24 protein-coding genes are annotated in these 26,504 nt (G+C 71.3%); 17 read left to right on the forward strand and 7 right to left on the reverse strand.

What is annotated here, in order from left to right:
• Positions 1-1,119 (forward strand): 3-deoxy-7-phosphoheptulonate synthase, encoded by a 1,119-nt coding sequence (locus tag V8Z80_RS00790; protein WP_336060702.1) that lies wholly within the window; start codon positions 1-3, stop codon positions 1,117-1,119.
• Positions 1,120-1,152: 33 nt separating this feature from the next.
• Here the strand turns inward: V8Z80_RS00790 and V8Z80_RS00795 are convergent, their stop codons facing one another.
• Both V8Z80_RS00795 and V8Z80_RS00800 read right to left on the reverse strand, forming a co-directional pair.
• Positions 1,153-2,025 (reverse strand): hypothetical protein, encoded by an 873-nt coding sequence (locus V8Z80_RS00795; protein ID WP_155195456.1) that lies wholly within the window; start codon positions 2,023-2,025, stop codon positions 1,153-1,155.
• Between the two features lie 414 nt (positions 2,026-2,439).
• Positions 2,440-4,503 carry a PhoX family protein gene (locus V8Z80_RS00800; protein WP_336060703.1) on the reverse strand — a complete coding sequence of 688 codons (2,064 nt, stop codon included), beginning with the start codon at positions 4,501-4,503 and terminating at the stop codon, positions 2,440-2,442.
• A gap of 322 nt (positions 4,504-4,825) precedes the next feature.
• On the opposite strand from V8Z80_RS00800, the gene V8Z80_RS00805 reads away from it, so the two are divergent.
• Positions 4,826-6,790, forward strand: coding sequence for a choice-of-anchor I family protein (locus V8Z80_RS00805; RefSeq protein ID WP_336060704.1), 1,965 nt, complete (start codon positions 4,826-4,828; stop codon positions 6,788-6,790).
• Positions 6,791-6,870: 80 nt separating this feature from the next.
• Here V8Z80_RS00805 and V8Z80_RS00810 read toward each other — a convergent pair whose 3' ends face one another.
• The gene (locus tag V8Z80_RS00810) at positions 6,871-7,311 is read right to left on the reverse strand and encodes a type II secretion system protein N (RefSeq protein WP_155195454.1); all 441 of its coding nucleotides are present in this window, start codon (positions 7,309-7,311) and stop codon (positions 6,871-6,873) included.
• Between the two features lie 295 nt (positions 7,312-7,606).
• Between V8Z80_RS00810 and gspG the strand changes: the two genes are divergently transcribed.
• Genes gspG through gspF form a run of 11 tightly spaced genes read left to right on the forward strand, consistent with a single transcriptional unit; the run spans position 7,607 to position 18,515 of the window.
• Positions 7,607-8,092 (forward strand): type II secretion system major pseudopilin GspG, encoded by a 486-nt coding sequence (gene gspG / locus V8Z80_RS00815; protein WP_155195453.1) that lies wholly within the window; start codon positions 7,607-7,609, stop codon positions 8,090-8,092.
• A 7-nt stretch (positions 8,093-8,099) separates the two neighbouring features.
• Complete coding sequence (locus V8Z80_RS00820) at positions 8,100-8,594, forward strand: GspH/FimT family pseudopilin (RefSeq protein WP_336060705.1); 495 nt, start codon at positions 8,100-8,102, stop codon at positions 8,592-8,594.
• Positions 8,591-8,992, forward strand: coding sequence for a type II secretion system minor pseudopilin GspI (gene gspI / locus V8Z80_RS00825; protein ID WP_336060706.1), 402 nt, complete (start codon positions 8,591-8,593; stop codon positions 8,990-8,992). The genes V8Z80_RS00820 and gspI overlap by 4 nt, the downstream gene beginning before the upstream one ends.
• 4 nt (positions 8,993-8,996) lie before the next feature.
• Complete coding sequence (locus V8Z80_RS00830; protein ID WP_336060707.1) at positions 8,997-9,626, forward strand: prepilin-type N-terminal cleavage/methylation domain-containing protein; 630 nt, start codon at positions 8,997-8,999, stop codon at positions 9,624-9,626.
• Positions 9,623-10,660: a type II secretion system minor pseudopilin GspK gene (gspK, locus tag V8Z80_RS00835; protein WP_336060708.1), complete on the forward strand. Its 1,038-nt coding sequence runs from the start codon at positions 9,623-9,625 to the stop codon at positions 10,658-10,660. The genes V8Z80_RS00830 and gspK overlap by 4 nt, the downstream gene beginning before the upstream one ends.
• On the forward strand, positions 10,657-11,712 hold the full coding sequence (gene gspL / locus V8Z80_RS00840) for a type II secretion system protein GspL (RefSeq protein ID WP_336060709.1): 1,056 nt from the start codon (positions 10,657-10,659) through the stop codon (positions 11,710-11,712). Before gspK ends, gspL begins: the two co-directional genes overlap by 4 nt.
• Positions 11,709-12,302 carry a type II secretion system protein GspM gene (gene gspM / locus V8Z80_RS00845; RefSeq protein WP_155195447.1) on the forward strand — a complete coding sequence of 198 codons (594 nt, stop codon included), beginning with the start codon at positions 11,709-11,711 and terminating at the stop codon, positions 12,300-12,302. The genes gspL and gspM overlap by 4 nt, the downstream gene beginning before the upstream one ends.
• Positions 12,299-13,048 carry a type II secretion system protein N gene (gspN, locus tag V8Z80_RS00850; RefSeq protein ID WP_155195446.1) on the forward strand — a complete coding sequence of 250 codons (750 nt, stop codon included), beginning with the start codon at positions 12,299-12,301 and terminating at the stop codon, positions 13,046-13,048. Before gspM ends, gspN begins: the two co-directional genes overlap by 4 nt.
• Positions 13,045-15,858, forward strand: a complete 2,814-nt coding sequence (gene gspD / locus V8Z80_RS00855; protein ID WP_336060710.1) for a type II secretion system secretin GspD — start codon at positions 13,045-13,047, stop codon at positions 15,856-15,858. The genes gspN and gspD overlap by 4 nt, the downstream gene beginning before the upstream one ends.
• Positions 15,859-15,871: 13 nt before the next feature.
• Positions 15,872-17,296, forward strand: coding sequence for a type II secretion system ATPase GspE (gene gspE, locus V8Z80_RS00860; RefSeq protein ID WP_155195445.1), 1,425 nt, complete (start codon positions 15,872-15,874; stop codon positions 17,294-17,296).
• Between the two features lie 10 nt (positions 17,297-17,306).
• On the forward strand, positions 17,307-18,515 hold the full coding sequence (gene gspF, locus V8Z80_RS00865) for a type II secretion system inner membrane protein GspF (protein ID WP_336060711.1): 1,209 nt from the start codon (positions 17,307-17,309) through the stop codon (positions 18,513-18,515).
• Here gspF and V8Z80_RS00870 read toward each other — a convergent pair.
• Both V8Z80_RS00870 and V8Z80_RS00875 read right to left on the reverse strand, forming a co-directional pair.
• Positions 18,500-19,915 carry a HAMP domain-containing sensor histidine kinase gene (locus V8Z80_RS00870; RefSeq protein ID WP_336060712.1) on the reverse strand — a complete coding sequence of 472 codons (1,416 nt, stop codon included), beginning with the start codon at positions 19,913-19,915 and terminating at the stop codon, positions 18,500-18,502. The two genes, gspF and V8Z80_RS00870, sit on opposite strands and share 16 nt — an antisense overlap.
• Complete coding sequence (locus V8Z80_RS00875; RefSeq protein ID WP_336060713.1) at positions 19,912-20,634, reverse strand: response regulator transcription factor; 723 nt, start codon at positions 20,632-20,634, stop codon at positions 19,912-19,914. Before V8Z80_RS00875 ends, V8Z80_RS00870 begins: the two co-directional genes overlap by 4 nt.
• A gap of 170 nt (positions 20,635-20,804) precedes the next feature.
• Here V8Z80_RS00875 and V8Z80_RS00880 point away from each other — a divergent pair, with 170 nt between their 5' ends.
• From V8Z80_RS00880 to V8Z80_RS00895, 4 genes are read left to right on the forward strand one after another with little or no spacing between them, the layout of a single operon-like run.
• The gene (locus V8Z80_RS00880) at positions 20,805-21,746 is read left to right on the forward strand and encodes a siderophore ABC transporter substrate-binding protein (protein WP_442951918.1); all 942 of its coding nucleotides are present in this window, start codon (positions 20,805-20,807) and stop codon (positions 21,744-21,746) included.
• Complete coding sequence (locus V8Z80_RS00885; protein WP_336060715.1) at positions 21,733-22,749, forward strand: ABC transporter permease; 1,017 nt, start codon at positions 21,733-21,735, stop codon at positions 22,747-22,749. The genes V8Z80_RS00880 and V8Z80_RS00885 overlap by 14 nt, the downstream gene beginning before the upstream one ends.
• Positions 22,749-23,732: an iron chelate uptake ABC transporter family permease subunit gene (locus V8Z80_RS00890; protein WP_155195440.1), complete on the forward strand. Its 984-nt coding sequence runs from the start codon at positions 22,749-22,751 to the stop codon at positions 23,730-23,732. Before V8Z80_RS00885 ends, V8Z80_RS00890 begins: the two co-directional genes overlap by 1 nt.
• On the forward strand, positions 23,729-24,487 hold the full coding sequence (locus V8Z80_RS00895; RefSeq protein ID WP_336060716.1) for an iron ABC transporter ATP-binding protein: 759 nt from the start codon (positions 23,729-23,731) through the stop codon (positions 24,485-24,487). Before V8Z80_RS00890 ends, V8Z80_RS00895 begins: the two co-directional genes overlap by 4 nt.
• A 54-nt stretch (positions 24,488-24,541) precedes the next feature.
• Here V8Z80_RS00895 and V8Z80_RS00900 read toward each other — a convergent pair whose 3' ends face one another.
• Both V8Z80_RS00900 and V8Z80_RS00905 read right to left on the reverse strand, forming a co-directional pair.
• Positions 24,542-25,765 carry an MFS transporter gene (locus V8Z80_RS00900; RefSeq protein ID WP_155195438.1) on the reverse strand — a complete coding sequence of 408 codons (1,224 nt, stop codon included), beginning with the start codon at positions 25,763-25,765 and terminating at the stop codon, positions 24,542-24,544.
• Positions 25,762-26,397: a 2-hydroxychromene-2-carboxylate isomerase gene (locus V8Z80_RS00905; protein ID WP_336060717.1), complete on the reverse strand. Its 636-nt coding sequence runs from the start codon at positions 26,395-26,397 to the stop codon at positions 25,762-25,764. Before V8Z80_RS00905 ends, V8Z80_RS00900 begins: the two co-directional genes overlap by 4 nt.
• Positions 26,398-26,504: the final 107 nt, after the last annotated feature.

The raw sequence follows: 26,504 nt of genomic DNA on the forward strand, positions 1-26,504 counted from the left end.
TTGCAGCGCATCGACGACCCCAGGCATGACCGTGAGGTCGGCCAGGCCGATTCCACCCAGGACACCACCCGTATCGACGACACCCGCATCAGCGCGGTGCGGCCCCTCATCTCGCCGGCCCTGCTGCTGGACGAACTGCCGCCCACGCCGGCGGTACTCGAGCTGGTCGAGCGCAACCGCGCCGCCGTCGCCGACGTGCTGCACGGCCGCGACGACCGCCTGGTGGCGGTGGTGGGGCCCTGCTCCATCCACGACCACGGCCAGGCGATGGAATACGCGCGCCTGCTCAAGGGCGCGGCCGACCGGCTGGCCGGCGAGCTGCTGGTGATCATGCGGGTGTACTTCGAAAAGCCCCGCACCACGGTGGGCTGGAAGGGCTACATCAACGACCCGCGCCTGGACGGCAGCTTTCGCATCAACGAAGGCCTGCGCCGCGCACGCGAACTGCTGCTGGAGATCGGCGAACTGGGCCTGCCCACCGGCACCGAGTTCCTGGACCTGCTCAGCCCGCAATACATCGCCGACCTGATCGCATGGGGCGCCATCGGCGCGCGCACCACCGAAAGCCAGAGCCACAGGCAGCTGTCCTCGGGCCTGAGCTGTCCGCTGGGCTTCAAGAACGGCACCGACGGCGGCGTGCAGGTGGCCGCCGACGCCATCGTCTCGGCGCGCTCGCCGCATGCCTTCATGGGCATGACCAAGATGGGCATGGCCGCCATTTTCGAGACGCGCGGCAACGACGACTGCCACGTCATCCTGCGCGGCGGCAAGCATGGCCCCAACTACGACGCGGCCAGCATCGCCGCCAGCTGCGCGGTGCTGGCCAAGGCCGGCCTGCGCGAGCAGGTGATGGTCGATTGCTCGCACGCCAACTCCAACAAATCCCACCAGCGCCAGGCCGACGTGGCCCGCGACGTTGCCGCGCAGCTGGCCGCCGGCGAGCGGCGCATCATGGGCGTGATGATCGAAAGCCATCTGCAGGAAGGCCGGCAGGACCTCAAGCCCGGCGTGCCGCTGGCGCGCGGCGTGTCCATCACCGACGCCTGCCTGGGGTGGGCCCAGACCGAGCCGGTGCTGGAAATGCTGGCCCAGGCCGTGCGCGCGCGCCGGGGCGGCTAGGCCGCGCCGCGCCTGCCCACGCCGCCCGGCCGGCTAGAAAGGCGGGCCGGCCTCGCCGCCGCGCGCCTGCGCCAGGGCGATGGTCAGCTGCTGCACTTTCTTCTTGAGCTGGTCGCGCTCTTCGGTCATGCACGCCAGCGCGTGCGTCAACCGGGCGATTTCGACCTGCTCGGGCGTGGCGTCGGCAGGCAGCGCCGGCGGTTCGGGCGCGGGCTTGGGCTTGGCCGGCTTGCGCGCCTCGCGCAGCTGCTTGGCCAACTGGCGCAGTTCCTTGCCGCCACCGCTCGCCGCGGCGGCCTGCTCGGCCTCGGGCAACGCTGCCACCTCGGCCGCGGCATTGATGGAAATCATCCCCGCTTTCACCGCCTCGACCACCTCGGGCGCGGCGGATTTCTCGATTTTTTCGATCTGCCCCAGCGTGGCGCTGCTGAGCCGCGCCGCCCGGGCCAGCGCCTGGCGGGTCAGCACGGCCTGGGCCCTGGCGCTGGGCGCCTGCGATGGCGGCTCGTCCGTGTCCCCGGCGCCGGCCTGGCCCTGGAGCGCGGCCGGCGCGGCCTGCGGCCCGTCCTGGGCCTGGCGGGCCCGGGCGGCCAGGATCTCCTTCTTGCGCAAGGCCAGCACGCCGCGCTGGTAATCGGACACGCTGCGCCGGCCCAGATGGTTGTCGATCATCCACAGATGCACGTCTTCCATGCTGCGAAACCGCGTGTTCTGCACCGTCTGGAAGGCGATGCCGTGCTTCTGGCAGATGCCGTAGCGGTTGTGGCCGTCGACCAGCAGGTCGCCCCAAAGCACCAGCGCGTCGCGGCAGCCTTCCTCGAGCAGGCTACGCTCCAGGGCAGCGTATTCGTCTTCGGTGAGCGGGTCGATATAGCGGCGCAGCGATTCGTCGATACGGATGGTCATGGCAAGGCGACAGGCAAACGGATGAACAACCCGTAATGATGACACGCCTGAAAAAACGCCCCCACGCTGCGCCTGCGGCTTGCTGCCCCCCGAGGGGGCCTTTTTGCCTTGGGACGGCCCGGCGGCAAAAAACGCGCCCACGCTGCGCCTGCGGCTTGCTGCCCCCCGAGGGGGCCTTTTTGCCTTGGGACGGCCCGGCGGCAAAGAACGCCCCCACGCTGCGCCTTCGGCTTGCTGCCCCCCGAGGGGGCCTTTTTGCCTTGGGACGGCCCGGCGGCAAAAAACGCCCCCACGCTGCGCCTTCGGCTTGCTGCCCCCGAGGGGGCCTTTTTGCCTTGGGACGGCCCGGCGGCAAAAAAAAGGCCGCTGCGGCACGCAGCGGCCTTTGCCCTGGCGGATCAGGCTAGGCGGGCATCAGCTGCCCACGACGCCGCCGTCTTCCTTCCAGACCACCACGGTGGCCGAGCGGGGACGGCCGCCCGATTCCTCGGGCCACTTCGAGAAGGCCAGCGGATCGGTCTTGGCGCCCACGGCCGGACGGTTCGGATGCGAGCCGTATTCGCCGGGATGCTGCACGTTCACGAACACGTACTTGTGGTCGGGCGTGAAGGTGATGCCGGTGATCTCGCAGCCCGAGGGGCCCACCAGGAAGCGGCGGATTTCGCCGTTACCGGCGCCGGCCTGCGGGTCGGCCACCAGCATCTGGTTGTTGCCCATGCCGGCATAGGCGCCGGTGTTGGAGAAGTTGCCGTCGGTCTGGATCCACAGGCGGCCGAACTTGTCGAAGGCCAGGCCGTCGGGGCTGTTGAAGATGTTCTCGGCCGTGACGTTGGACGAACCGGCGACCAGGCCGTCGCCCACCGTCGGGTTGCCGGCCAGCACGAACAGGTCCCATTCGAAGGTCAGCGCGGCGGCGTCGTTGCCGGTCTCGCGCCAGCGCACGATCTGGCCGTAGACGTTGTTGGCGCGCGGGTTGGCGTCATCGACGTTGGCGGCCGAGCGGCCCGAGTTGTTGGTCAGCGTGCAGTAGACCTCGCCGGTCTGCGGATGCACCGTCACCCACTCCGGCCGGTCCATCGGGGTCGCGCCCACGGCGTCGGCGGCCAGGCGCGCGTAGATCAGGATCTCGCCCAGGTCGGCGAAGTCGTCGGCCAGCGTGCCGCCGCCCACCTTCGGGGTATCCGGGCGCAGCGCGATCCACTGGCCGGTGCCCATCATGTCGCCGGTGGCCTCGCCCGCGTCGAACCGGGCCACGTACAGCGTGCCGGTCTCGAGCAGGTTGCGGTTGAGCATGGGGTTGCTCTCGTCGAACTTGCCGTCCGAGACGAACTTGTAGATGTAGTCGTTGGCCTGGTCATCGCCCATGTAGACCACCACGCGCTTGTCGGCGGCCAGGGTCTGCGCGGCGTTCTCGTGCTTGAAGCGGCCCAGCGCGGTGCGCTTCTTGGGCACCGAGTCGGGATCATAGGGATCGATCTCGACGATCCAGCCGAAGCGGTTGCTTTCGGTGGGATTGAGCACGTAGTCAAAGCGCGGGTCGTGGTCTTCCCAGCGGTAGCCGCTGCGATTGCGGCTGATGCCGTAGCGGCGCTGGGCGGCGTCGCGCTGGTCGCCGGCGGTCTCGGGATTGGTGGTGCCGAAATAGCCGTTGAAGTTTTCTTCGCAGGTCAGGTAGGTGCCCCACATCGTGAAGCCGTTGCCGCAGTTGTTGACGGTGCCATAGGAGCTCAGGCCCAACGGATCGGCGGACGTCTGCATCAGGCGATGGCCGCTGGCCGGGCCGGTCAGCTGCATGAGCGTGTTGATGTGGATGCGGCGGTTATAGCGCGAGGGCACCACCACTTCCCAGTTGCCGTTGACCAGGCGCACGTGCGCCACCGCCACCCCGTGGGCGTGCTGGCCCTTGCGCACCTGCTCCAGCGTCCAGCCGGCGCCGCCGGGCTCGATCCCGGGCGGGTAGAAGAATTCGTCGTTCAGGTACTCGTGGTTCATGACCAGCAAGCCTTCCGTACTGTTGTTCTCGTCGCCGAGCGGGAAGAAATGCATGCCGTCATGGTTGTCGCCGAACTGCAGGGCCTGCTCTTCGGCGGTGTTGGTGGCATCGGGCTTCCAGGCCGCGGCCGCGGTCACCAGCGGATCGCCCCAGCGGCAGAACACGGCCGAACGGTAGCCTTCGGGCACCACGATGGTGTCGCCGCTGCTGGCGGCCACGGGTGCAAAGCCCAGCAGCGGGCCTGCGGGACCAGGCTCGTTGGGTTCGCCAGGCTGGTTGGGTTCGCCGTTCGAGGGCGGCGTGTCCTCGTCGTCATCATCGCTGCTGCTACAGGCCGCCAGGCCCATGCCCAGGAAACCGACCGCACCCAGGCCCAGGCCAGTCTTGAGAAAGCCGCGGCGTGCGCGTGCGCGTTCGACGATCTCATTGAAGGGAGTATTGCCGGAGGGATTGGTCGGGATGTCTTCGAGGTCGACGGAACTCATGTGGATTCCTTGTCAGGTGAAAAAGGGAATCGCGGGCGCACCGGCCAGCCGCAAGCCGGCCGATACGCCCGCCATAGGACGCGCGACGGAAAGCGCAAGCCCCCGCGGGGCAAAGCATCGGTGGCGTTTGCCAGTGTCTTGCTTACGCTTTCCTATCGGACCGGTGCGATGGTAGGAAGCCTTCATGACGTTCGCGTGAATGCGGGATGACCGCAACCCTGCTGGTAAGCGACGCGGCATATGTGCAACAGGCAGCCATCTTTCTGTCATAAACGCCACAGAGAATCGAGCGCTCTTCGAGCCACCTTTCAAAAAACTTTCCATGACTCCTGAACGCCGATTTCGACTGAATGCGTGCGCGCGCGCCATCGCCGCCTGCTCCCTGGCCCTTGCGCTGGCGGCCTGCGGCTCGTCCGACGATGACGACGACGCGCCCGCCCCGGCCCCCGAGGTGCCTGCCGAACCGTCGCCGCCCGAACCCGAACGCACGCCCGACAGCCTGAAGCTCTCGCTGCTGGGGCGTTTCGAAACCGGCCAGTTCGACGTCAGCGCAGCCGAGATCCCCGCGTTCGATCCGGCGACCCGGCGCGCCTTCGTGGTCAACGCGCTGGCCGGTGCGGTGGACGTGCTGGATCTGAGCGATCCGGCCAAGCCCGTGCGCGTGGGCGGCCTGGACGCATCCGCCATCGCGGCCGGCGCGGAAGTCAACAGCATCGCCGTGCAGGACGGCCTGATCGCGCTGGCCATCCAGGCCGCCAACAAGACGGACAACGGCTACGTCGGCCTGTACCGCGCCGACACGCTCGAGCCCATCGCCCACGTCGGCGTGGGCGCCCTGCCGGACAACCTGGTCTTTACACCCGACGGCAAGACCGTGCTGGTGGCCAACGAGGGCGAGCCCAGCGACGACTACCAGATCGATCCGGAAGGCTCCATCAGCATCATCGATGTCAGCGATCCGGCCAGGCCCACCGTGCGCACCGCCGGCTTCTCGGCCTGGAACGGCCAGGAACAGGCGCTGCGCGATAAAGGCGTGCGCCTGTTCGGCCCGAATGCGGCCGGCACCGGCCTTGCCAGCGCGGCGCAGGACCTGGAGCCCGAATACATCGCCGTCTCGCCCGACGGCGCCACCGCCTGGGTCACGCTGCAGGAGAACAACGCGCTGGCCAAGCTAGACATCGCCTCGGCCACCGTCACCGACATCCTGCCGCTGGGCTACAAGGACCACGGCCAGCCAGGCAACGGCATCGACGCCAGCGACGATCCGGCCGAGCTGGACATCCGTCCGCGCCCCGGCGTGTACGGCATGTACATGCCCGATGCCATCGCGGCCTACACGGCTGGCGGCAAGACCTACCTGGCCACGGCCAACGAGGGCGACGCGCGCGCCTGGGGCGAGGACGATCCGGCCTATTGGGCGGGCGACCGCAGCAAGGGCTTCGTGGAGGAATTCCGCGTCAAGCACCTGGTGCACAACAGCGGCTTTGCCCGCCGCCGCGGCGACGACCTGGCGCCGCAGCTGGATATGCTGGCCACCCGCGCCATCCTGAATCCCGAAGTGTTCGGCTATTGCGGGGCCAATACCGTGGCCAATGGCGGCACCACCACCAGCGGCGCCTGCCGCGACGATGCCGAACTGGGCCGCCTGCAGGTGACCTGGACACTGGGCTATCGCACCAATGCCGACGGCTCGCCGGTGTACTTCAACGCCAGCGGCGCCGAGGATCCGGCCGGTTCCATCCTGATGTACGACAGGCTCTACGCCTTCGGCGCGCGCTCGTTCTCCATCTGGGACGAGGACGGCAAGCTGGTGTGGGATTCCGGCGACCAGTTCGAGCGCTACCTGGCCTCGGATGAATGCCGCGTCGGTCCGCAGCGCGACATTGCCTGCAAGACGTATTTCAATAGCGGCCACAATGAAGGCAATGCCTTCGACAGCCGCAGCGACGCCAAGGGCCCCGAACCCGAAGGCATCGAACTGGGCCGCATCGGCGAAAAGACCTTCGCCTTCATCGGCCTGGAGCGCATGGGCGGCATCATGGTGTACGACGTGACCGATCCGCAGGCGCCGGTGTTCGTGGACTACTACAACAGCCGCGTCGACTGGAGCACCCGGGATACCGCTTCGGTGGCCGCCACGGCCGGCGACCTCGGGCCCGAAGGCCTGAAGTTCGTGCCCGCCTCGCAGTCGCCCAATGGCCAGGCGCTGCTGATCGTCGGCAATGAGGTCAGCGGTACGACGGCGATCTACAACGTCGAGCAGCTTTTCGCCCAGGCCGCCCATTGACGGCAGTCCCGCCAGGTCCCCGGGGCCTGGCAAGGTGCGGCCCGCGCGCCGGGAAGGCCTGCCTTCCCGGCGCGTGGCTTTTACTGTTCCTTGACAAAGCCCGGCGAACCCAGCGCCGGCGCGGGCGGGGCCTGTACGCGCTGCGTGGCGCCGTCAGCCAAGAGCACCACGCCGTCGGGCTGCACCTCGGCCAGCACCACGCCTTGTGCCAGGCTCTGGCCCACGCGATAGGCTTGCGGCGGCTGGCCGTCCACGCGCAGCACGGCGGTACCCTGCTCGCCCGCCGCGATCAGGCCCACGATGGCGACCTTGATGGTCGACGCCGTGGCGCCGAACCATTGGGCCACCGGGCTTGCATCGGCCCGCGGCGGGGGCGGCGCGGTCAGCCCCGGCGGCAGCGCGGCGGGCCTGGGCGCAAGCAGGATGGCGCCCCACACGCCCACGCCGGCGGCAAGGGCCAGCACGGCCAGGGCCGTGGCGGCCTTGACGGGATCGGGGCGGCGCAGGGGGAAAAAGCGCATGGCGGCTCGGGCACTTATTTAAATATCAGGGAAAGACTGGCTGGTTATGATGCCCTGCGCAAGCGGCGCCACGCATGCATCGCCGCGGGCGCAGGCTAGTGCGCCGCGTGCATCCGTATGCCGCGCGGGGGGCGGGACCGCATACGGGTTGTCCCGAACACGTGACCTACATATGACTGTCATAAAATCGGTTGATCATAGCAGCACCGTGTGACAGTTAGACGTAGACGTTGTGACCTTATCCCGTGCCGCTACCCGGCCTTCCCGCCTTCCCCATTCCTTGCTTTCCCGCCCGATGCCCAGCCGCCTGCCCGCCCCCGCCCCTACCCTTGCGCGCCAGTTCCGCGGGCCGGCTCCCGGGGGAGCCCGCCATCGCCAGCGCGGCTTCTCGCTGATCGAGATCATGATCGTGGTAGTCATCATGGGGGTGCTGGCCGCGCTGGTCGTGCCCAACGTCCTGGACCGCCCCGACCAGGCCCGCGCCGTGGCCGCGCGCCAGGACATCGCCAGCATCAGCCAGGCCCTGAAGCTGTACCGGCTGGACAACGGCCGCTATCCGAGCACCGAGCAGGGCCTGCGGGCGCTGGTCGAGCGGCCCGCCAACGCCAACCTGCCGAACTGGCGCAAGTATCTCGAGCGCCTGCCCAACGATCCCTGGAACAACCCCTACCAGTACCTGAGCCCCGGCGTGCACGGCGAGTTCGACGTTTTCTCGCTGGGCGCCGACGGCCAGCCCGGCGGAGACGGCAGCGATGCCGACATCGGTTCCTGGACGCTCTGAGCGCGGCGTGTCGCGACGCAGGCCTGCGCAGCAATCCGGCTTCTCCCTGATAGAACTGCTGGTGGTCGTGGCGATCATCGGCATCGCAAGCGCCGCCGTGGGCCTGGCCGCCTACGAGCGGCCCTCCACCGCGCTGCGGCGCGACGCCGACAGGCTGGTCCAATTGTTCCTGATCGCCCAAACCGAGGCCCGCGCGGGCGGCCGTCCCATTGTCTGGGAAGCCGATGAGCGCCAATACCGCTTCCGGCGGCGCGCGCCCTGGTCGCCCGCGACCGCCTATGCCGCCGTGACGCAGGCGCCGGCCGACCGCTTCGAGCGCGACGAGGCGCTGCGCCCGCGCGCCTGGGAAGCCGGCAGCGTGACCGTGCGCGTGGCGCCCATGGCCGAACTCGTCTTCAACGGCGAATGGATCGCCGCGCCCCTGAATGTCGAGCTGAGCGACGGCCGGCACCGCATCGCCATCCACCGCGACACCGCCGGCATGTACGAGGTGGTGCAATGAGGCCGGGCGTCGCTGCACCGGGCGTCGCCCCGGCCGCTGCCCAGCAAGGGTTCAGCCTGGTCGAGGTGCTGGTGGCCCTGGCCATCGTCGCGGTGGCGCTGGCGGCCTGCATGCGCGCCACCGGCCAGATGACCGATACCCATGCGCGCCTGCGCGACCGCTCGCTGGCCCTGGTCTCGGCGGAAAACGCGCTGGCCGAGCTGCGGCTGCTGCGCGCCTACCCGCCGCTGGGCCGCGCCAGCGAGCCCTGTCCGCAAGGCGCGCTCGAACTGGTCTGCGAGCGTATCGTCGAAGGCACGGCCAACCGGGCCTTTCGCCAGATCACTGTGCGGGTGCGCATGCCGGCGGACGGGCCCGTCCTGGCCGAGCTGCGCAGCCTCGCCTCGGCCTGGCAGTGACGCCATGAACGCCGCCCGCCGCGCCCAACAGGGCTTCACCCTCATAGAAGTGCTGGTGGCCATCGTGCTGATGGCCGTGCTCAGCGTGGTCTCCTGGCAGGGCCTGGACAGCGTGGCGCGGCTGCGCGAGCACTTCGACCGGGACAATGCCCGCGACCAGGCGCTGCTGCGCGTGCTGGGCCAGATCGACCTGGACGTGCGCCGGCGCGCCCCCGACCACGTGCTCGACGGCGGCAACCTGCCCTTGTCCGGCGCCGCGCCGCGGCTGCTGCCCGCCGCCATCGAACTGACCGGCGGCCAGGCCGCGCCGCAATTGCGCATCGTGCGCACCCCCGCCTCGGGCGCGGGCGCCTGGCAGCAGGTCGGCTGGTGGCGCGACGGCAGCGTGCTGCGCCGCGCGGCCCCGCCGGCGGGCGACACGTTTCCCCTGCCCGAACCGCAGCAAGGCGACGTCGTCCTGGAGGGCGTCAGCCAGTTCAGCGTGCGCGCCTACGTACCGGGCCGCGGCTGGCAGCCCTTGCCTGCCGGGCAGGCCGGCGGCGCGCAGCCGGCGACCGGCCTGGAGTTCACCCTGGAGCAGGGCCGGCCCGGCCAGGCGCCTTTGCGCTACCGGCGCGTGGTGTCGCTGCCATGAAGCCGCGCCGCGTTCCGGGCCGCCCCCAGGCCGGCATGGCCGTCATCAGCGCGCTGCTGGTGGTGGCCGCCGTCTCGGTGCTGGTGGCCGGCATGGTTGATCGGCAGTCCACGCAGGTGCGCACCCTGGAGAGCGAACAGGCCCGCGTGCAGGCGCGCTGGCTGCTCTCGGGCGGCATGGACTGGGCGCGCGCGACCCTGCGCGGCGATGCGCGGCGCAGCGCCGTCACCCATGCCGGGCAGCTGTGGGCCACGCCCATCGTGGACCTGCGCATCAGCCAGGAGGGCGACGACAGGCTGGCGGTGTTCTCGGGCCGCGCCGAGGACGAACAGGGCAAGTACAACCTGCAGAACCTGGCGCAGGACGGCCTGGTGCGCGAGGACCAGGTGCAGGCGCTGGGCCGGCTGCTGCAGTCGCTGCGCCTGCCCGCCGACCTGGCGGCGGACATCGCCGAGCGCATCGCCCGCGCCCAGGCCAGGCCCCTGGCGGCCGGCCAGGACGGCCAGGACGGACTGGATGGCCGGGACGGCGGCGGCCAGCCGGACGACACCGGGCAGCAAGGCGAGGCGGCCTCGTCCGGCGCCGGCGCAGCGGGCCGGCCCCGGCGCGGCACGGCGCTGGCCCCGGGGTTGCGCTCGATCGACGGCTTGCGCGGCATGCCGGGACTGGACGAGCAAGCCCTGCAGGCCCTGCGTCCCTACCTGACCGTGCTGCCCGTGCGCACGCCCCTGAACGTCAATACGGCGCGCGCCGAAGTGCTGGCCATGCTCAGCCCGGCGATGTCGCTGTCGCAGGCCATGGCCCTGGTCGACCAGCGCGACCGGGGCCAGTACTTCAACAACCGGGCGGATTTCGTCAATCGCCTGGCCAACCCCGAGATCGAGCTTGCCGCCGACGCGGTGGTGGCCGACAGCGATTGGTTCGGCGTGTACGGCACGCTGCGCCTGGAACGCGCTTCGCTGGACATGCAGGCGCTGCTGCACCGCAGCGGCCAGGACATGCCGCGCGTGATATGGATGATGGAGGTCCAATGAAAACCGTGCTGCGCATCGCCCTGCCCCCGCTGCGCGCGCTCGATGGGCAGACGCCCATCGCCTTCGCGCTGCTGGGGCGCGAGCGCCGCGTGCTGCGCGCCGGCGAGCTGCCCTTGCCGCAGCTGGCCCAGGCCGCGCCGGGCGCGCGCATCGAAGCGGTGCTGCACCCGGCCGACACCGTGGTCACCGCGCTGCAGCTGCCGCCGCTGGGCCGGCGCCACCAGGGCGCGGCCGTGGCGGCGCTGGTCGAGCCGCTGGCCTTGTCGGCCGTGCAGGACCTGGCCATCGCCCATGCGCCACGCCAGCCCGACGGGCAGGTGGCGGTCGCGTGGATGGATCGTGCGCTGCTGGCCCAGGGCTGGCAGCGGCTGGAGCAGGCGGGCCTGCAGGTGGCCGACATCCTGCCCACCGCCGCCGTGCTGCCGCCTGGCGATGCCGCGCCCGAACAGCCGCTGGCGCTGCCGGCCGATGCGCGCTGGCAGGGCGCGGCGCTGCGCTGGTCGCTGGCGCTGCCCGAGCTGCGGCCGGCCGGCGCGCCGCTCTCGCGCTGGCGCCGCCCCCTGTGGTGGGCCGCGGGGGCGGCGGCGGTCTGGCTGCTGGGCCTGAACCTGCACGCCAGCCAGCTGCGCCAGGAGGCGCAGGCATTGCGCCATACCATGCAGCAGCAGGTCCGCCAGGCCTTTCCGGACATTCCGGTGGTGGTCGATGCACTGAAGCAGGCCACGCAGCGCCGCGACAGCCTGCGTGCCGCCCAGGGCACGGCCAGCGACAGCGATTTCATGCCGCTGGCCCTGAGCGCGGCGCAATTGCTGCCGGCCGCGCGCACGCGCGTCGAGGGCTTGCGCTTCGAGGACGGCGTGCTGCACCTGGACCTGGAGGAGGATCCCGACGCCCCCGCCGCGCCCGACGCCGGACCGATCCAGCAGGCCGCCAGCCTGGGCCTGTCGCTCTCGCGCACCGAGCAAGGCTGGCGCCTGGAGCGGGCGGCGGCCGGCAGCGCGCCCGAGCCGGGCGGCACGCCGCGCGTGCGGCTGCAAGGAGGCCTGCAATGAGCGCCCCACGCAAGGGCCTGCGCCTGCCCGCCCTGCCCCCCGCCTGGCGCCAGCGCTGGCAGCGCGCCAGCGAGGCCGGCGCGGCCCGCTGGAAGCAGTTGAGCGCGCGCGAGCAGCGCCTGGTGGCGGCCCTGGGGGCCGTCCTGGCGCTGGCGCTGGCATGGCAGCTTGCCGTCCAGCCGGCCTGGCAAACCGTCTCGGCCAGCGGTCCCGAACTGACGCGCCTGCGGGCCCAGGCGGCCGAGGTCGACGCCCTGGTGCAGGAGGCCCAGGCCCTGCAGGGCGCGGTGCGCGGACGCATCGCGCCGCAGGACATGCCGCGCGAGCTGGCCGCCAGCCTGGCACGCGCCGGCCTGGGCGCCGAGGCGGCCATCACGCCGGTGGCCGGCAGTGCGGAGCCGGCCTGGGACTATGCGTTCGAGCAGGTGCCGGCCACGGCGCTGTTCAACTGGATTTCGCTGGTGCCGGGCCAGCTGCGCCTGTCGGTGCACAGCGCGCATATCGCCCGCAGCAAGGATGCCGCCGGCAAGCCCGTGCCGGCGCGGGTCTCGGGCAGCATCCGGCTGCTGGCCGCCGGAGAGCCGCAATGAGGCTGCGCCGCCTGCTCCTGCCGCTGGCCGCGCTGCTGGTCGCGCTGGCCGCCGCGCTGGCGCTGCTGCCGGCCCGCTGGCTGATGGCCTGGATACCGGCGCACTGGCCGGTAGCGGTGGTCGATGCCGCAGGCAGCATCTGGCAAGGCAGCGCGCTGGTGGCGGTAGGCCCGCCCGGCATGCGCCGCACCTTGCCCGAGGCGGTGCGCTGGCACTGGCGCTGGAGCGCCCAGGGACCGGCCATGCGCATCGTCCATCCCTGGCTGGCCGGCCCGGTCATCCTGGCGCCCGGCCTGGCCGGACTGCACGTCTCGGCGCAAAGCCTGCGCCTGCCGGCCACCACCCTGGCGGCCCTGGGCGCGCCGCTGAACACGCTCGAGCCCGGCGGCCAGCTGACCGCCGCCTGGCCTGCCCTGCGCCTGCCGGGGCCGCCGCCCGAGGGCGCGGTGCTCACGCTGCAATGGCTCGATGCCTCCTCGGCGCGCGTGCCCATCCAGCCGCTGGGCAGCTACCGCGCCCGCCTGCTGGGCCGCGAGGACGGCAGCCTGGCCCTGCTCATCGACAGCCAGAAAGGTCCCCTGCTGGTGCAGGCCGAAGGCCAGCTCAAGCGGTCGCGCCTGGTACGGCTGGACGGCACCGTCCAGCCCGCTGCCGACGCGGCTCCCGAAATCCGCGAAGCGCTCGTGCCCATCCTGGGCTTGCTGGGCCCGCGCAAGAACGACGTCACCACGCTCAAACTCCCATGACCCGAGAACGCCACGCCTTTCCTTCCTTCCGGATCCATCCGCTGGCCGCCGCCCTGGCCGCGGCGCTGCTGATGGCGGGCTGCGCCACGCACGATCCGAGGCCCGCTCCGATGGACATGCCCGAGATGCCGCTGGTGCGCGGCACCACCCTGGGCAACGCCGACCTGCCGGGCTATCCGGCGCAAGGCGCCGCGCGCGTGGCCGTCCCGCCCCCCAGCCCGCCGCGCGACCTGGGGCCCATACGCATGCGCGCCCAGCCTGGTCCCCAGCCTGGTCCCCAGCCTGCGGCCCAGGCGCACGCCGGCCAGGCCGATGCCGGCGGCGAGCGGGTCAGCCTGAACTTTGTCGATGCCGACCTGCCGGCGGTGGTCCGCGCGCTGGCGCGCTTTACCGGCCGCAACTTCATCGTCGACCCGCGCGTCAAGGGCCAGCTCACGCTGGTGTCCGAAGCGCCGGTCAACGCCGCCACCGCCTACCAGATGCTGGTCGGCGCCTTGCGCATGCAGGGATTCGCCATCGTCGAGTCCGGCGGCATCAGCCGCGTGGTGCCCGAGGCCGACGCCAAGCTGCTGGGCGGCGCGGTGGCCGGCGGCCCGGACGCCAGCACGGGCGGCGGGCTGGTCACCCGGGTATTCACGCTGCAATACGAGAACGCGGCCAACCTGGTGCCGGTGCCGCGGCCGATGATCGCGCCCTCGAATCCCATCAACGCCTATCCCAACAACAACACCCTGGTGGTGACCGACTATGCCGACAACATGGAGCGCATCGCCCAGGTGATCGCCGGCATCGATACCCCGGCCTCGCTGAGCGCGGACATCATCCCGGTGCGCCACGGCGTGGCCAGCGACATCGCGGTGCTGGTCGGCCAGCTGCTCGATGGCCCGCAGGGCGCCCAGGGCGCCGACGCCACCCAGCGCGTGACGGTGATCGCCGACCCGCGCAGCAACAGCGTGCTGGTGCGCGCCAGCAGCCCGGCGCGCGCCCAGCTGGCGCGCGACCTGGTCCTGCGCATGGATAATCCGAACACCCGCCCCGGCAATCTGCACGTGGTGTACCTGCGCAACGCGCAGGCGGTCAAGCTGGCCGAAGTGCTGCGCGGCAGCCTGACCGGCCAGAGCAATGCGCAGGCTGGCGGCGGTTTCGTCGGCGGCGGCAGCGGCGGCCTGGGCGGCGGCGACATGCTGGGCGGGGCCACGCGCAACGCGGGGCTGGGCGCCGGCGGCAACCGCGGCGGCATGCTGGGCGAGGATACGTCCTCGCAAGGCCTGCTGGGCAGCGGCGCCAGCCTGGGCGGGGCCGGTGCGGGCGGCGCCACGCAGGGCGTGGCCTTCTCGGCCGGCGGGGCCACGGTGCAGGCCGACCCCACCACCAACACCTTGATCATTTCGGCCCCCGAGCCGCTGTACCGCAGCCTGCGCGAGGTCATCGACCAGCTGGACCAGCGCCGCGCGCAAGTGCTGGTCGAGAGCCTGATCGTCGAGGTCACCAGCGAGAACGCCGCCGAGTTCGGCATCCAGTGGATGACCGGCGGCGGCGGCCTGGACGGCAGCGGCACGAGCTTCATCGGCGGCCAGAACCTGGGCGGCAGCGGCATCAACCCCAACGCGGCCACCACCCTGGACGCGCTGGCCGGCGGCCTGAGCCTGGGCGTGGTGCGCGGCACGGTCAACGTGCTGGGCCAGGAGATCGTCAACCTCGGGGTGCTGGCCAGGGCGCTGCAGCGCGTCTCGGGCACCAACATCCTGTCCACGCCCAACCTGATGACGCTGGACAACGAGCAGGCCAGCATCGTGGTGGGCCGCACCGTGCCTTTCGTGACGGGCTCCTACGTCACCAACTCGGGCGACGGCGCGGGCAACCCTTTCCAGACCATCGAGCGCGAGGACGTGGGCCTGACACTGCGCCTGCGTCCGCAGATCTCCGAGGGCGGCACGGTCAAGCTGGACCTGTACCAGGAAGTGAGCAGCATCGACGAGACCGCCACCACCTCGGCCGGCATCATCACCCGCAAGCGCGCGCTGGAGACCAGCGTGCTGGTGGACAACGGCCAGATCATCGTGCTGGGCGGGCTGCTGGAGGACTCGGGCGGCGACAGCACCCAGTCGGTGCCCATCCTGGGCAGCCTGCCCGTGCTGGGCTCGCTGTTTCGCTACGACCGCCGCCAGCGCACCAAGACCAACCTGATGATCTTCCTGCGCCCGCACATCGTGCGCACGGCCGGCGACGGCAGCCGCGTGTCGCTGGACCGCTACGACTACATGCGCCGGGTGCAGGACAACGCGCGGCCCGAGGCGCGCTGGCCGCTGCCGGTCACCGACGCGCCGCTGCTGCCGGCCCTGGACACGCAGGGCCAGCCGGCCTCGCCCGTGCCGCTGGATCCGGCCCTGCCCGGGCGCGGCACCGCGCCCGAAAGCCAGCCGCTGGACCTGCGTTCGGAAAACCAGGAGCGCACGCTGCGGCAAGCCGCGCCGCCCGCCACGCGGACCACCACCGAGGTGCACGCGCCGCCGCCCGCCTTGCCGGCCGCCGCCGCGCCGGCCGAAGGCCCGCCCCGCATCGCCGCGCTGGCGGCCGAGGACGTGCCCCGGGATGGCCCGGCCGTGGTGCTGGAGGTGGCCAACGTGCCCTCCCAGCAGGAGGCCCAGCGCATCGTGCAGCGCATCCGCGCCACGGGCCTGAACGCCTATACGCAGGTCGCGCCCGGGGGCACCGGCACGCTGGTGCGCACGCGCGTGGCCCGCAACGAATCGGCCCAGGCGGCGCAGGCCCTGCTGCGCGGGCTGGGCTACGACGCCAGGCCGCTATGACACGGAGCCGGCCATGAAGCAGCTTCCCTATGCCTGGGCGCGCGCGCAACGCGCGCTGCTGACCCAGCGGCCCGACGGCGCCTGGCTGACGTTCAGCCCGCGCACCCCGCAATGGGCGCGCGCCGAGGCGCTGCGCTGCCATCCCGATGCGCAAGTGCGCGAGGCGCCCGACGACGAGCTGGAAACCCTGCTGGCCGCGGCCTATGCCGGCAACGGCGACGCGGCCACCGTCATGGACACGGCGCAGAACGAGATCGACCTGGACCGGCTGATGCAGGACATGCCCGAAGTCGAGGACCTGCTGGACACGCAGGACGACGCGCCCATCATCCGCATGATCAACGCGCTGTTCACGCAGGCCGCGCGCGACGGCGCCAGCGATATCCACATCGAGGCCTTCGAGACGCATTCGGTGGTGCGCTACCGCGTGGACGGCACGCTGCGCGACGTGGTCTCGCCGCGCCGCGCCCTGCACAACGCGCTGATCTCGCGCATCAAGATCATGGCCAACCTGGACATCGCCGAAAAGCGCCTGCCCCAGGACGGGCGCATCGCGCTGCGCGTGGGCGGGCGGCCCATCGACGTGCGGGTCTCGACCCTGCCCACCGGCCACGGCGAGCGCGCAGTGCTGCGCCTGCTGGACAAGGAGGCCGGCCGCCTGCAGCTGGAGAAGCTGGGCATGGCGCCGGACATCCTGGCGCAGCTGGACCGGCTGCTGCGCCAGCCGCACGGCATCGTGCTGGTGACCGGCCCGACCGGCAGCGGCAAGACCACCACCCTGTACGCCTCGCTGGCGCGGCTGGACGCCAGCACCGCCAATATCCTGACGGTGGAGGATCCCATCGAATACGACCTGCCGGGCATCGGCCAGACGCAGGTCAACGCGCGCATCGACATGTCCTTCGCCGCCGCGCTGCGCGCCATCCTGCGCCAGGATCCGGATGTCATCATGATCGGCGAGATCCGCGACCTGGAGACCGCGCAGATCGCCGTGCAGGCCTCGCTGACCGGCCACCTGGTGCTGGCCACGCTGCACACCAACGATTCGGTCTCGGCGCTGACCCGCCTGACCGACATGGGCGTGGAGCCCTTCCTGCTCTCGTCCTCGCTGCTGGGCGTGCTGGCCCAGCGCCTGGTGCGCAAGCTGTGCCCGCACTGCCGCGTGCCGGCGCCGGACGAACACGGCCAGCCGGCCTGGCGCGCGGCCGGCTGCGAACACTGCAACCACACCGGCTACGCGGGCCGCACCGGCATCCACGAACTGTTCGTCATCGACGATACGCTGCGCGGCCTGATCCATGCCGACGCAGGCGAGCCGGCCCTGCGCGCGGCCGCGCGACAGGCCGGCATGCGCACGCTGCGCGAGGACGGCCAGCGCTGGGTGCGCGAGGGCGTGACCGCGCCCGAGGAAGTCATGCGCGCCACCCGCGACGCCTAGCGAGGACACCATGCCTTCCTATCAATTCGAAGCCTCGGACGCCACCGGCAAGCTCGAACGCGGCCTGGTCGATGCCGATTCGGACCGCGGCGCCCGCAGCATCCTGCGCGCGCGCGGCCTGGTGCCGCTGTCCATCAAGGAAACCGGCCGCGCGCGCGGGGCCGGCGGCCCGCAGCTGGGCACCCGGCTGTCGGATGCCGACCTGGGCTGGCTGACCCGGCAGATGGCCGGCCTGCTGGCCGCCGGGCTGTCGCTGGACGCCGCGTTGACGGCCACGCTGGAGCAGGCCGAAAAGCGCCACATCGCCCATGCGCTGGCGGCGGTGCGCGCCGACGTGCGCGCCGGCCACCGCCTGCAGGACGCGCTGGCGGCCCGGCCGCGCGACTTTCCGGACATCTACCGCGCCCTGGTGGCCGCCGGCGAGGAGTCGGGCGACCTGGCACTGGTGATGGAAAAGCTGGCCGACTACATCGAAGAGCGCAATGCGCTGCGCGGCAAGGTGCTGACGGCCTTCATCTACCCGGCCATCGTCGCGCTGGTGTCGGTCTGCATCGTGTTCTTCCTGCTGGGCTACGTGGTGCCGCAGGTGGTCGGCGCCTTCAGCCATACCCAGCAGCAGCTGCCGCTGATCACCCGCATCATGCTCGGGGCCAGCGGCCTCGTGCGCGATTGGGGCCTGGCCGCCGGCGCGGCGCTGGCCGCCGCCATCGTGCTATGGCGGCTGCGCCTGCGCGCGCCGGCGGCCCGGCTGGCCTGGCATGCGCGCATCCTGCGCCTGCCAGTGATCGGCCGCTTCGCGCTGGGGGTGAACGCGGCGCGCTTTGCCTCGACGCTGGCCATCCTGTCGAGCAGCGGCGTCTCGCTGCTGCGGGCGCTGGACGCGGCGGGCCAGACCCTGACCAACGACCGCCTGCGCAGCGCGGTGGCCGACGCCAGCGCGCGCGTGCGCGAAGGCGCGGCGCTGGCCGCCTCCTTGCAGGCGCAAAAGGTGTTTCCGCCGCTGCTGATCCACCTGATCGCCAGCGGCGAGCGCACCGGCGAGCTGCCGCCCATGCTCGAGCGGGCCGCCAGCACGCTCTCGCGCGACCTGGAGCGCCGCGCCATGGCCATGACGGCCCTGCTCGAGCCGCTGATGATATTGGTCATGGGCGGGGTGGTGCTGGTGATCGTGCTGGCCGTGATGATGCCGATCATCCAGATGAATCAGATGATCGCCTGAGCGGGGCGGCCCTGGCCGGCGCGAGGCAGGCGTATCTGCACCTGCAGGCCGGCCGGGGCGATGTTGCGGGCCGATACCGTGCCCCCGTGGCGCCGCACGCAGGCCGCCACGATGCTCAGGCCCAGGCCGGTGCCGCCGGACTGGCCGGCCGAGCCCTCGCGCACGCGGTAGAACGGCTCGAAAATGCGCGGCAGCTCGCTTTGCGGCACGCCGGGCCCGCCGTCGGCGACCTCCACCACCAGGCAGGGGCCGTCGGCCCGCAAGGCTACGCGGATGGGCCGGGCCGGATCGGTATGGCGGATGGCGTTGCGCAGCACGTTCTCGACCGCGCTGCGCAGGCTGTCGGCGTCGCCGGCCAGCATCATGTCGCCCGCGGGGGGCTCCCATCCGATCCGCACCCCGCGCGCCCGGGCCTCGAAGCGGCCGTCCTCGACCACCTGCCCGACGATCCCGGCCAGGTCCACGCGCGCCGTGGGCGGGGGCATTGCCCCCAGCCGCGCCAGTGCAAGGGTGCGCCCCACCAGCACGTCCAGGCGCTGGCCCTCGCGCTCGATGCGATCCAGCTGCAAGTCCAGCCGGTCGTCCTTGCGCCGGGCAAGTTCCACGCCCAGCATCAGCCGCGCCAGCGGCGAGCGCAGCTCGTGGGCCACGTTGCGCAGCAATTGCTCATGCGCGGCCACCAGGTCCTGCATGCGCGCGGCCATGGCATCGAAATCGCGTGCGAACTGGCCCAGCTCGTCGCGCCGCCGCGCCAGGGCCGCGGGCGTGCGCGTGGCCAGGCGGCCGTCGGCCAGCGCCCGCGCCGCCTGCTTGAGCTCGCGCATGGGGCCGGTGAACCCGCGCGTGAGCGCCCAGCACAGCGGCGCGGTCAGCACCAGCGCGGCAAGCCCCAGCAGCAGGGCCAGCTGCCAGCTTTCCAGGCGCTCCCATTGCAGCGCGTCGTAAGGCAGGAAAGCCATGTACAGGGGCTCGCCGGTGGCCAGCGTGATGGTCTGCGGATCCCACCAGGAGACCTTGCCCGCCTCGGATTCGGGCAGCACCGGAAAGTAGGCCTGCGGCGCGGCGGTGCCCGCCTCGCGCGCCAGCCGGTAGGCGCGCAGCTTGTTCTCCACCCGCTCGGGCACCACGCGCGTCAGGATGTCGCGCCCGTCCGCGTAGACGATGTAGATACGCAGGGCCGAATAACGCTCCTCGACCGCGCGCACCCAGCGGCGCAGGGCGCTTTCGTCGTCGTTCAGGCCCAGCAGCTGCGCATCGCGCGTCAGGTTGGCCGCGCTCAGGCCGTCGAGCGAATTGACGCGCTGCCAGGCGATCCCGGCCGTGAGCGAGACGGCCGCGCACACCACGATGGCGGCCGCCAGCCAGAAAGTGAGAAAGTACCGCCAGAACAGCGATCTCATGCGGCGCCGGCCTGCGCGCCCAGCACATAGCCCTGCCCGCGCAGGTTGCGCACTTGCAGGCCGGCCTCGCCCTGCTCCAGCCCCAGCTTGCGGCGCAGGCTGCTGATGTGCGTCTCGACGCTGCGGTCGAACGGCCCGGGCTGGCGTCCCAGCGCCTGCAGGCCGATGGCCTCGCGCGAGACCACCTGGCCGTAGGCGCGCATCAGCACGGCCAGGATGCGCTGTTCGGCCCCGGTCAGGACGACGCTGCGCCCGGCGATCACGGTGCGGCCGGACACCGGGTCGTAGCTCAGCGGCCCGGCGATCACCATTTCCTGCGCGGGTTCGTGCGGCGCGGCATAGAAGCGGCGCAGCACCGCGTGGATGCGCGCCTTGAGCTCGCGCGCGCTGAAAGGCTTGGCCAGGTAGTCGTCGGCGCCCAGCTCCAGGCCCTGCACCCGGTCGGGCTCGCCGCCGTGGGCGGTGAACATGATGACCGGCCGGCTCCAGCGCGCCCGCAGGCGCTTGAGCAGGTGCAGTCCGTTGACGTCGGGCAGCATCAGGTCGAGCAAGGCGATGTCGAACGGCGCCTGCGCCATCAGCGCGTCGGCCTGCGCGCCCGTGTGGGCCACCCGCACCCGGTAGTCGTCCGGCGCCAGGTATTCGCAAAGCATCTGGGCCAGCTCCGCATCGTCGTCGATCAGCAGGATGCTGCGCTTGTCCGCAAGAAGGTCTGCCATGGCATGGATGAATCGATAGGGATGAAAGTGTGCCGCCGCATGCCGGGAACAAGTGCAAAGAACGTTAAAGACGTTGCGGGCGCGCCGCTTCCCGGTCAAAAATCTCTACAATTTTAATATGAGAATTGTTTCCATTAGCATTAAGATCGTTTCACCCCCTGGAGTCCGTCTTGAAATCCGCTTTTAGCCGCCTGCTCGCTCCTTGCCTGCGCCCCGCGCGGGCCGCCCTGCTCGCCTGCTGCGCCGCCACGGCCGCCGCGGCCCAGCCCCTGCAGGTCGAGCATGCGCAGGGCAGCCTGACCCTGCAGGGCCCGCCCGCCAAGGTCATCGTGCTGGACATGGCCGCGCTCGATACGCTCGATGCGCTGGGCGTGCCGGTGGCCGGCGCCCCCACCACGCCCCTGCCCGGCCGCCTCAAGCAGTACAACGGCGACGGCTATCTGCGCGCCGGCACGCTGTTCGAGCCCAACTACGAGGTGATCCACGCCGCCAAGCCCGACCTGGTGATCGTGGGCGGGCGCTCGGCCGCCAAGTACGCCGAGGTGGCGCGCATCGCGCCGACCATCGACCTGACCGCCGACACCGCCGACCTGCTGGGCAGCCTGCGGCGCAATACCGAGACGCTGGGCCGGCTGTTCGGCAAGCAGGACCTGGCCCAGGCCAGGCTCAAGGCGCTGGACGAGTCCATCGAGACCCTGCGCAAGAAGGCCCAGGGCGCCGGCACCGGGCTGATCGTGCTGACCACCGGCGGCAAGATGAGCGCCTATGGCCCGGGCTCGCGCTTCGGCGTGCTGCACGACGCCTTCGGCATCGCGCCGGCCGACGCCAAGCTCAACACCTCCAACCACGGGCAGGCCATCTCCAACGAGTTCATCCTCAAGACCAATCCCGATTGGCTGTTCGTCATCGACCGCGATGCGGCCATCGGCCGCGAAGGCGCCTCGGCCCAGCGCCTGCTGGACAACGAGCTGGTGCGCAAGACCCGCGCCTGGCAGAACGGACGCGTGGTCTACCTGGACGCCATGAACTGGTATTTGCTGGGCAGCGCCGGGCTGACCGCCATGCAGCAGAACGTCGAGCAACTGATCCGCGCCTTCGATGACAAGTCCTAGCGGCGCGCCGGGGCCCGGCGGCCCCGACCCGCGCCGGCCGTCCCTGGCCTGGCTGCTGCTGCCCGGCCTGGGCCTGCTGGTCCTGGCGGCAATCAGCGTCAGCCTGGGAGCCGGCGACTTCTCGTTTTCCGGCCTGCTTGCCGGCACCGCGTCCGAATCCTGGACGCTGCTGGTGGCCAGCCGCGTGCCGCGCACGCTGGCGCTGCTGCTGGCCGGCATGTCCCTGGCCGTGGCCGGCCTGATCATGCAGATGCTGGTGCGCAACCGCTACGTCGAACCCTCGACGGCGGGCACGACCGAATCGGCCACGCTGGGCATCCTGTGCCTGATGCTGCTGGCGCCCGATACACCGGTGATCGGCAAGATGCTGGCGGCCACCGCCTTCGCCATGGCCGGCACCCTGCTGTTCCTGGGCATCCTGCGCCGGGTGCCGCTGCGCTCGCCCTTCCTGGTGCCGCTGATCGGCCTGGTGCTGGGCGGCGTGGTGCACGCGGTCACCACCTTCTTCGCCTATCGGCACGACATGCTGCAGTCGCTGTACGCCTGGACCACCGGCGACTTCTCGGGGGTGCTGCGCGGGCGCTACGAACTGCTGTGGATAGGCTTCGGACTGGCCTGCGCGGCCTACCTGGCCGCCGACCGCTATACCGTGGCCGGCATGGGCCAGCAGTTCACCACCAACCTGGGCCTGAACCACAGGCGCCTGACCCTCATGGGCCTGCTCATCGTCTCGGCCATCGCCTCGGTGGTGGTGGTCACGGCCGGCAACATCCCCTTCCTGGGCCTGATCGTGCCCAATGCCGTGAGCCTGGTGCTGGGCGATAACATGCGCCGCTCGGTTCCCTGGGTCGCGCTGCTGGGCGGCAGTTTCGTGCTGGCCTGCGACGTACTCGGACGCCTGGTGCACCCGCCCTACGAGATCCCCATCGGCACGGTGGTGGGCATCGTCGGCAGCGCCCTGTTCCTGCTACTGATCCTGCGCCGCAAGGGCGCCAACGCCTGATGTCCCGCTTCGCAGCCCCGCCCTTTCCGATACCGGCCGCGCCCTTGCGGCTGGCCGCGCTCGGCCTGCTCGCGGCCGGCGCCGTGCTCGCCTTCATGACGCTGGGCGCGCAAGGCGACTGGTCGTTCATCCTGGCCTTTCGCGGCGCCAAGCTTGCCGCCATGCTGCTGGTGGCCTATGCCATCGCGGTCTCTTCGGTGCTGTTCCAGACGGTCACGCACAACCGCATCCTGACGCCCGCGCTCATGGGCTTCGATGCGCTCTACGTGCTGATCCAGGCGCTGCTGGTGCTGGGCCTGGGGCTGGGATACCAGTCGCCGGGCCTGGATTCGCCGCTCAAGTTCCTGGCCGAAGTGGCGATCATGACCGGCATGGCCTGCCTGCTGTTTCGCTGGCTGTTCACCGGGGCCACGCACAGCCTGCACCGCATGATGCTGGTGGGCATCGTGTTCGGCCTGCTGTTTCGCAGCCTGTCGAGCTTCATCATGCGGCTGATCGATCCCAACGAATTCATGATGCTGCAGGACCGCATGTTCGCCTCCTTCAACACCATCCACACCGGGCTGCTGGGCATCGCCACGGTGACGCTGCTGGCCGCCTCGGCGCTGGCCTGGCGGCTGCTGCCGCGCTACGACGTGCTGGCGCTGGGCCGCGAGATCGCCATCAGCCTGGGCGTGGACTACCGCCGCACGGTGATGCTCACGCTCGTGCTGATCGCCGTCATGGTCTCGGTCTCGACCGCGCTGGTCGGGCCGGTCACCTTTTTCGGCCTGCTGGTCAGCAATCTTGCCTATCACATCATGGGCAGCGACCGCCACCGCCTGACCTTGCCGGCGGCCGTGCTGATCGCCGTGGTGTTCCTGGTGGGCGGGCAGACGCTGCTCGAGCGCGTGCTGCGGTTCGACGCCACGGTCAGCGTGGTGATCGAATTCGTCGGCGGGCTGCTGTTCCTGGTCCTGGTCACCCGCAAGGTACGCCGATGATAGAGATTTCCGAACTGAGCAAGCGCTACGGCCAGACCGTGGTGGTGGACGGCGTCTCGCTGCGCATCCCCGCCGGCGGCATCACCGCCATCATCGGCCCGAACGGCGCCGGCAAGTCCACCCTGCTGTCCATGGTCAGCCGGCTGCTGCCCATGAGCCAAGGCACGGTGGTGGTGGACGGCCTGGACGTCAGCCGGGCCGACAGCAAGCTGCTGGCGCGCCGCCTGGCCATCCTGCGGCAGGACAACCACCTGCCGCTGCGCCTGACGGTGCGCGAACTGGTCGCCTTCGGGCGCTTTCCCTACACCGGCGGGCGGCCCACGGTCGAGGATGCCCGGCACGTCGAGCAGGCCCTGCGCTACATGCAGCTCGAGCCGCTGGCCGGGCGCTTCCTGGACGAGCTGTCGGGCGGGCAGCGCCAGCGCGCCTTCGTGGCCATGGTGCTGTGCCAGGACACCGACTACGTACTGCTGGACGAGCCGCTGAACAACCTGGACATGCGCCACGCGGTGGGCATGATGCGCACCCTGCGCCGGGCCGCCGACGAGCTGGGCAAGACGGTGGTGCTGGTGCTGCACGACATCAATTTCGCCTCGTGCTATGCCGATGCCATCATCGCCATGCGCGACGGCAAGGTGGCCCATCACGGCACGCCGGCCGAGCTGATCCGGCCCCAGGTGCTGAGCGAGCTCTACCAGATACCCATGACGGTGCACGAGATCGACGGCCGGCGCATCTGCGTGTACTACGGCTAAGGCCCCGCCGTCCGCCCGGCGGCCCGGCCGGCGCGCGGGCCCGCGCCTTGCCGCTCAGGCGGGACGGGCGGCGGCCGGCGCCACTTCGCGGTCGTCGATGGGCAGGTGCAGCGCCACGGCGATCAGCCCGATGGCCAGGCAGGCCAGCCAGACCGGCAGGTACGAGCCGGCCCGGTCGTAGGCCCAGCCGCCCAGCCATACCCCCAGGAAGGAGCCAAGCTGGTGCCCCAGGAAGACGAAGCCGAACAAGGTGGCGATATAGCGCACGCCGAACATCTGCGAAAGCAGGCCGTTGGTCAGCGGCACGGTGCCCAGCCACGTCAGCCCCATCACCACGGCGAACAGGTACAGCGAGGGCGCCGACACCGGCAGCAGCAGGAAAACGGCGATGGCCGCGGTGCGCACGGCATACAGCCCGGCCAGCAGATACTTGCGGCGATAGCGTCCGCCCAGGTAGCCGCACAGGTAGGTGCCCGCGATGTTGGCCAGCGCAATCAGCGCCAGCGCCGTGACGCCGTGGCTGGCGTTCAGCCCGCGGTCCATCAGGTAGGCCGGCAGGTGGCCGGCGATAAAGGCCAGGTGAAAGCCGCAGGCCAGAAAGCCCGCGTTCAGCAGCCAGAAGCCCTTGTGCGTCAGCGCCTGGCCGATGGCCGCGCGCATGGACAGCGCCGCGCCGCCGGCCTGCGCCGTGACGCTGCGATCGTCCAGGGCGCGCGCCAGCGGCGCGACCAGCACGCCCAGCAGCGCCAGCGCCAGCAAGGCGGCTGGCCAGCCCATCCCGCCGATGAAAGCCTGCACCCCGGGCACCAGCAGGAACTGCATCAGGCCGGCCACCGCCCCGGCCACCCCCAGCGCCCAGCTGCGCCGCTCGGGCGCGCTCAGGCGGCTGACAGCGCCGTACACCACCGCGAACGAGGTGGCCGACAGGGCCAGCCCGATGACCACGCCCGCGCCCACCAGCAGTTGCAGCGGTGTCTGGGCCTGCTGCTGCAGCAGCAGGCCGGCCGCATACAGCACGCAGCCGGCCACCGCCACGCGCGTGGTGCCGTAGCGGTCGGCCACCATGCCCGCGGCCGGCTGCGCCAGCCCCCAGACCAGGTTCTGCACCGCCAGGGCCAGCGCAAAGTCCTCACGCGTCCAGCCATGCGCCATGACCATGGGCGGCAGGAACACCCCCTGCACGTGCCGGGTGCCCATGGCAAAGCCGATGATCACACCCGCGCAGACCACCAGCGCCAGGGCGGTGCGGGCGCCTTGGGACGGCAGGCCGGCGCTCATTGCGCGGCTCCGGCCGCGCGGCCCGGCGCGCCGGCCCACTGCAGCGCGTCTTCCAGCCTGTCGTCGCCCCAGAACAGCTCCTGGCCGACGAAGAAGGTCGGCGCGCCGAACACGCCGCGCGCCTGGGCGGCGTCGGTGGCCTGCCTGAGCGCGTCCTTGGCCGGCTGCCCGCCCGCCCGGGCGATCCAGGACTCGGCCGGCTGGCCCAGCGCCTGCAGCACGCCGGCCATCGTGCCGGGCGCCTGCAGGTCGCAATCGTGCACGAAGTTCTGGCGGAACACCGCCTTGCAGAAATCGACATACCAGGGCTCGTCGCGCGCCAGCAAGGCAAGGCGCGCGGCCAGCAGGCTGTTGCGGGGAAATTCGCTGGGCGCCTTGAACGGCAAGCCGAAGCGTTCGGCCCGGCGCGCCACGTCCCGCAGCAGGTAGGCGCCCCGGCCGGGAAACAGGCGAAACGGCGTGTCGTTCATGCCCTGTGCCTTGAATACCGGCCCAAGCAGGAAGGGCTGGTAGCTTACCTGCACGCCGGCGCGGGCCGCCAGGGGCTGGATGCGCATCAGCGACAGATAGCTGTAGGGGCTGGCGAAATCGAACCACATCTCGATGCCGGAGGGCGAGGTCGGTGCGGGCATGACGGGGCTCCACCAGGCGGGACGGCCGGCGCGATTGCCGGACAACCATTCCTCGCCTGCAAGTGACAACGGCCTGGAAATTCGCTACGGTCTGATTACATCGCTGC

The organism is Orrella sp. JC864 (genome assembly GCF_037026685.1).
Taxonomy (GTDB): domain Bacteria; phylum Pseudomonadota; class Gammaproteobacteria; order Burkholderiales; family Burkholderiaceae_B; genus Orrella.

Coding starts and splice junctions, on each gene's coding strand:
- gspF (WP_336060711.1), top strand. CDS start 17,307: ATGCCTTCCTATCAATTCGAAGCCTCGGACGCCACCGGCAAGCTCGAA.
- V8Z80_RS00890 (WP_155195440.1), top strand. CDS start 22,749: ATGTCCCGCTTCGCAGCCCCGCCCTTTCCGATACCGGCCGCGCCCTTG.
- V8Z80_RS00830 (WP_336060707.1), top strand. CDS start 8,997: ATGAACGCCGCCCGCCGCGCCCAACAGGGCTTCACCCTCATAGAAGTG.
- V8Z80_RS00805 (WP_336060704.1), top strand. CDS start 4,826: ATGACTCCTGAACGCCGATTTCGACTGAATGCGTGCGCGCGCGCCATC.
- V8Z80_RS00875 (WP_336060713.1), bottom strand. CDS start 20,634: ATGGCAGACCTTCTTGCGGACAAGCGCAGCATCCTGCTGATCGACGAC.
- gspN (WP_155195446.1), top strand. CDS start 12,299: ATGAGGCTGCGCCGCCTGCTCCTGCCGCTGGCCGCGCTGCTGGTCGCG.
- gspI (WP_336060706.1), top strand. CDS start 8,591: ATGAGGCCGGGCGTCGCTGCACCGGGCGTCGCCCCGGCCGCTGCCCAG.
- gspL (WP_336060709.1), top strand. CDS start 10,657: ATGAAAACCGTGCTGCGCATCGCCCTGCCCCCGCTGCGCGCGCTCGAT.
- gspM (WP_155195447.1), top strand. CDS start 11,709: ATGAGCGCCCCACGCAAGGGCCTGCGCCTGCCCGCCCTGCCCCCCGCC.
- gspK (WP_336060708.1), top strand. CDS start 9,623: ATGAAGCCGCGCCGCGTTCCGGGCCGCCCCCAGGCCGGCATGGCCGTC.
- V8Z80_RS00795 (WP_155195456.1), bottom strand. CDS start 2,025: ATGACCATCCGTATCGACGAATCGCTGCGCCGCTATATCGACCCGCTC.
- V8Z80_RS00905 (WP_336060717.1), bottom strand. CDS start 26,397: ATGCCCGCACCGACCTCGCCCTCCGGCATCGAGATGTGGTTCGATTTC.
- gspG (WP_155195453.1), top strand. CDS start 7,607: ATGCCCAGCCGCCTGCCCGCCCCCGCCCCTACCCTTGCGCGCCAGTTC.
- gspE (WP_155195445.1), top strand. CDS start 15,872: ATGAAGCAGCTTCCCTATGCCTGGGCGCGCGCGCAACGCGCGCTGCTG.
- V8Z80_RS00900 (WP_155195438.1), bottom strand. CDS start 25,765: ATGAGCGCCGGCCTGCCGTCCCAAGGCGCCCGCACCGCCCTGGCGCTG.
- V8Z80_RS00810 (WP_155195454.1), bottom strand. CDS start 7,311: ATGCGCTTTTTCCCCCTGCGCCGCCCCGATCCCGTCAAGGCCGCCACG.
- V8Z80_RS00895 (WP_336060716.1), top strand. CDS start 23,729: ATGATAGAGATTTCCGAACTGAGCAAGCGCTACGGCCAGACCGTGGTG.
- V8Z80_RS00800 (WP_336060703.1), bottom strand. CDS start 4,503: ATGAGTTCCGTCGACCTCGAAGACATCCCGACCAATCCCTCCGGCAAT.
- gspD (WP_336060710.1), top strand. CDS start 13,045: ATGACCCGAGAACGCCACGCCTTTCCTTCCTTCCGGATCCATCCGCTG.
- V8Z80_RS00870 (WP_336060712.1), bottom strand. CDS start 19,915: ATGAGATCGCTGTTCTGGCGGTACTTTCTCACTTTCTGGCTGGCGGCC.
- V8Z80_RS00885 (WP_336060715.1), top strand. CDS start 21,733: ATGACAAGTCCTAGCGGCGCGCCGGGGCCCGGCGGCCCCGACCCGCGC.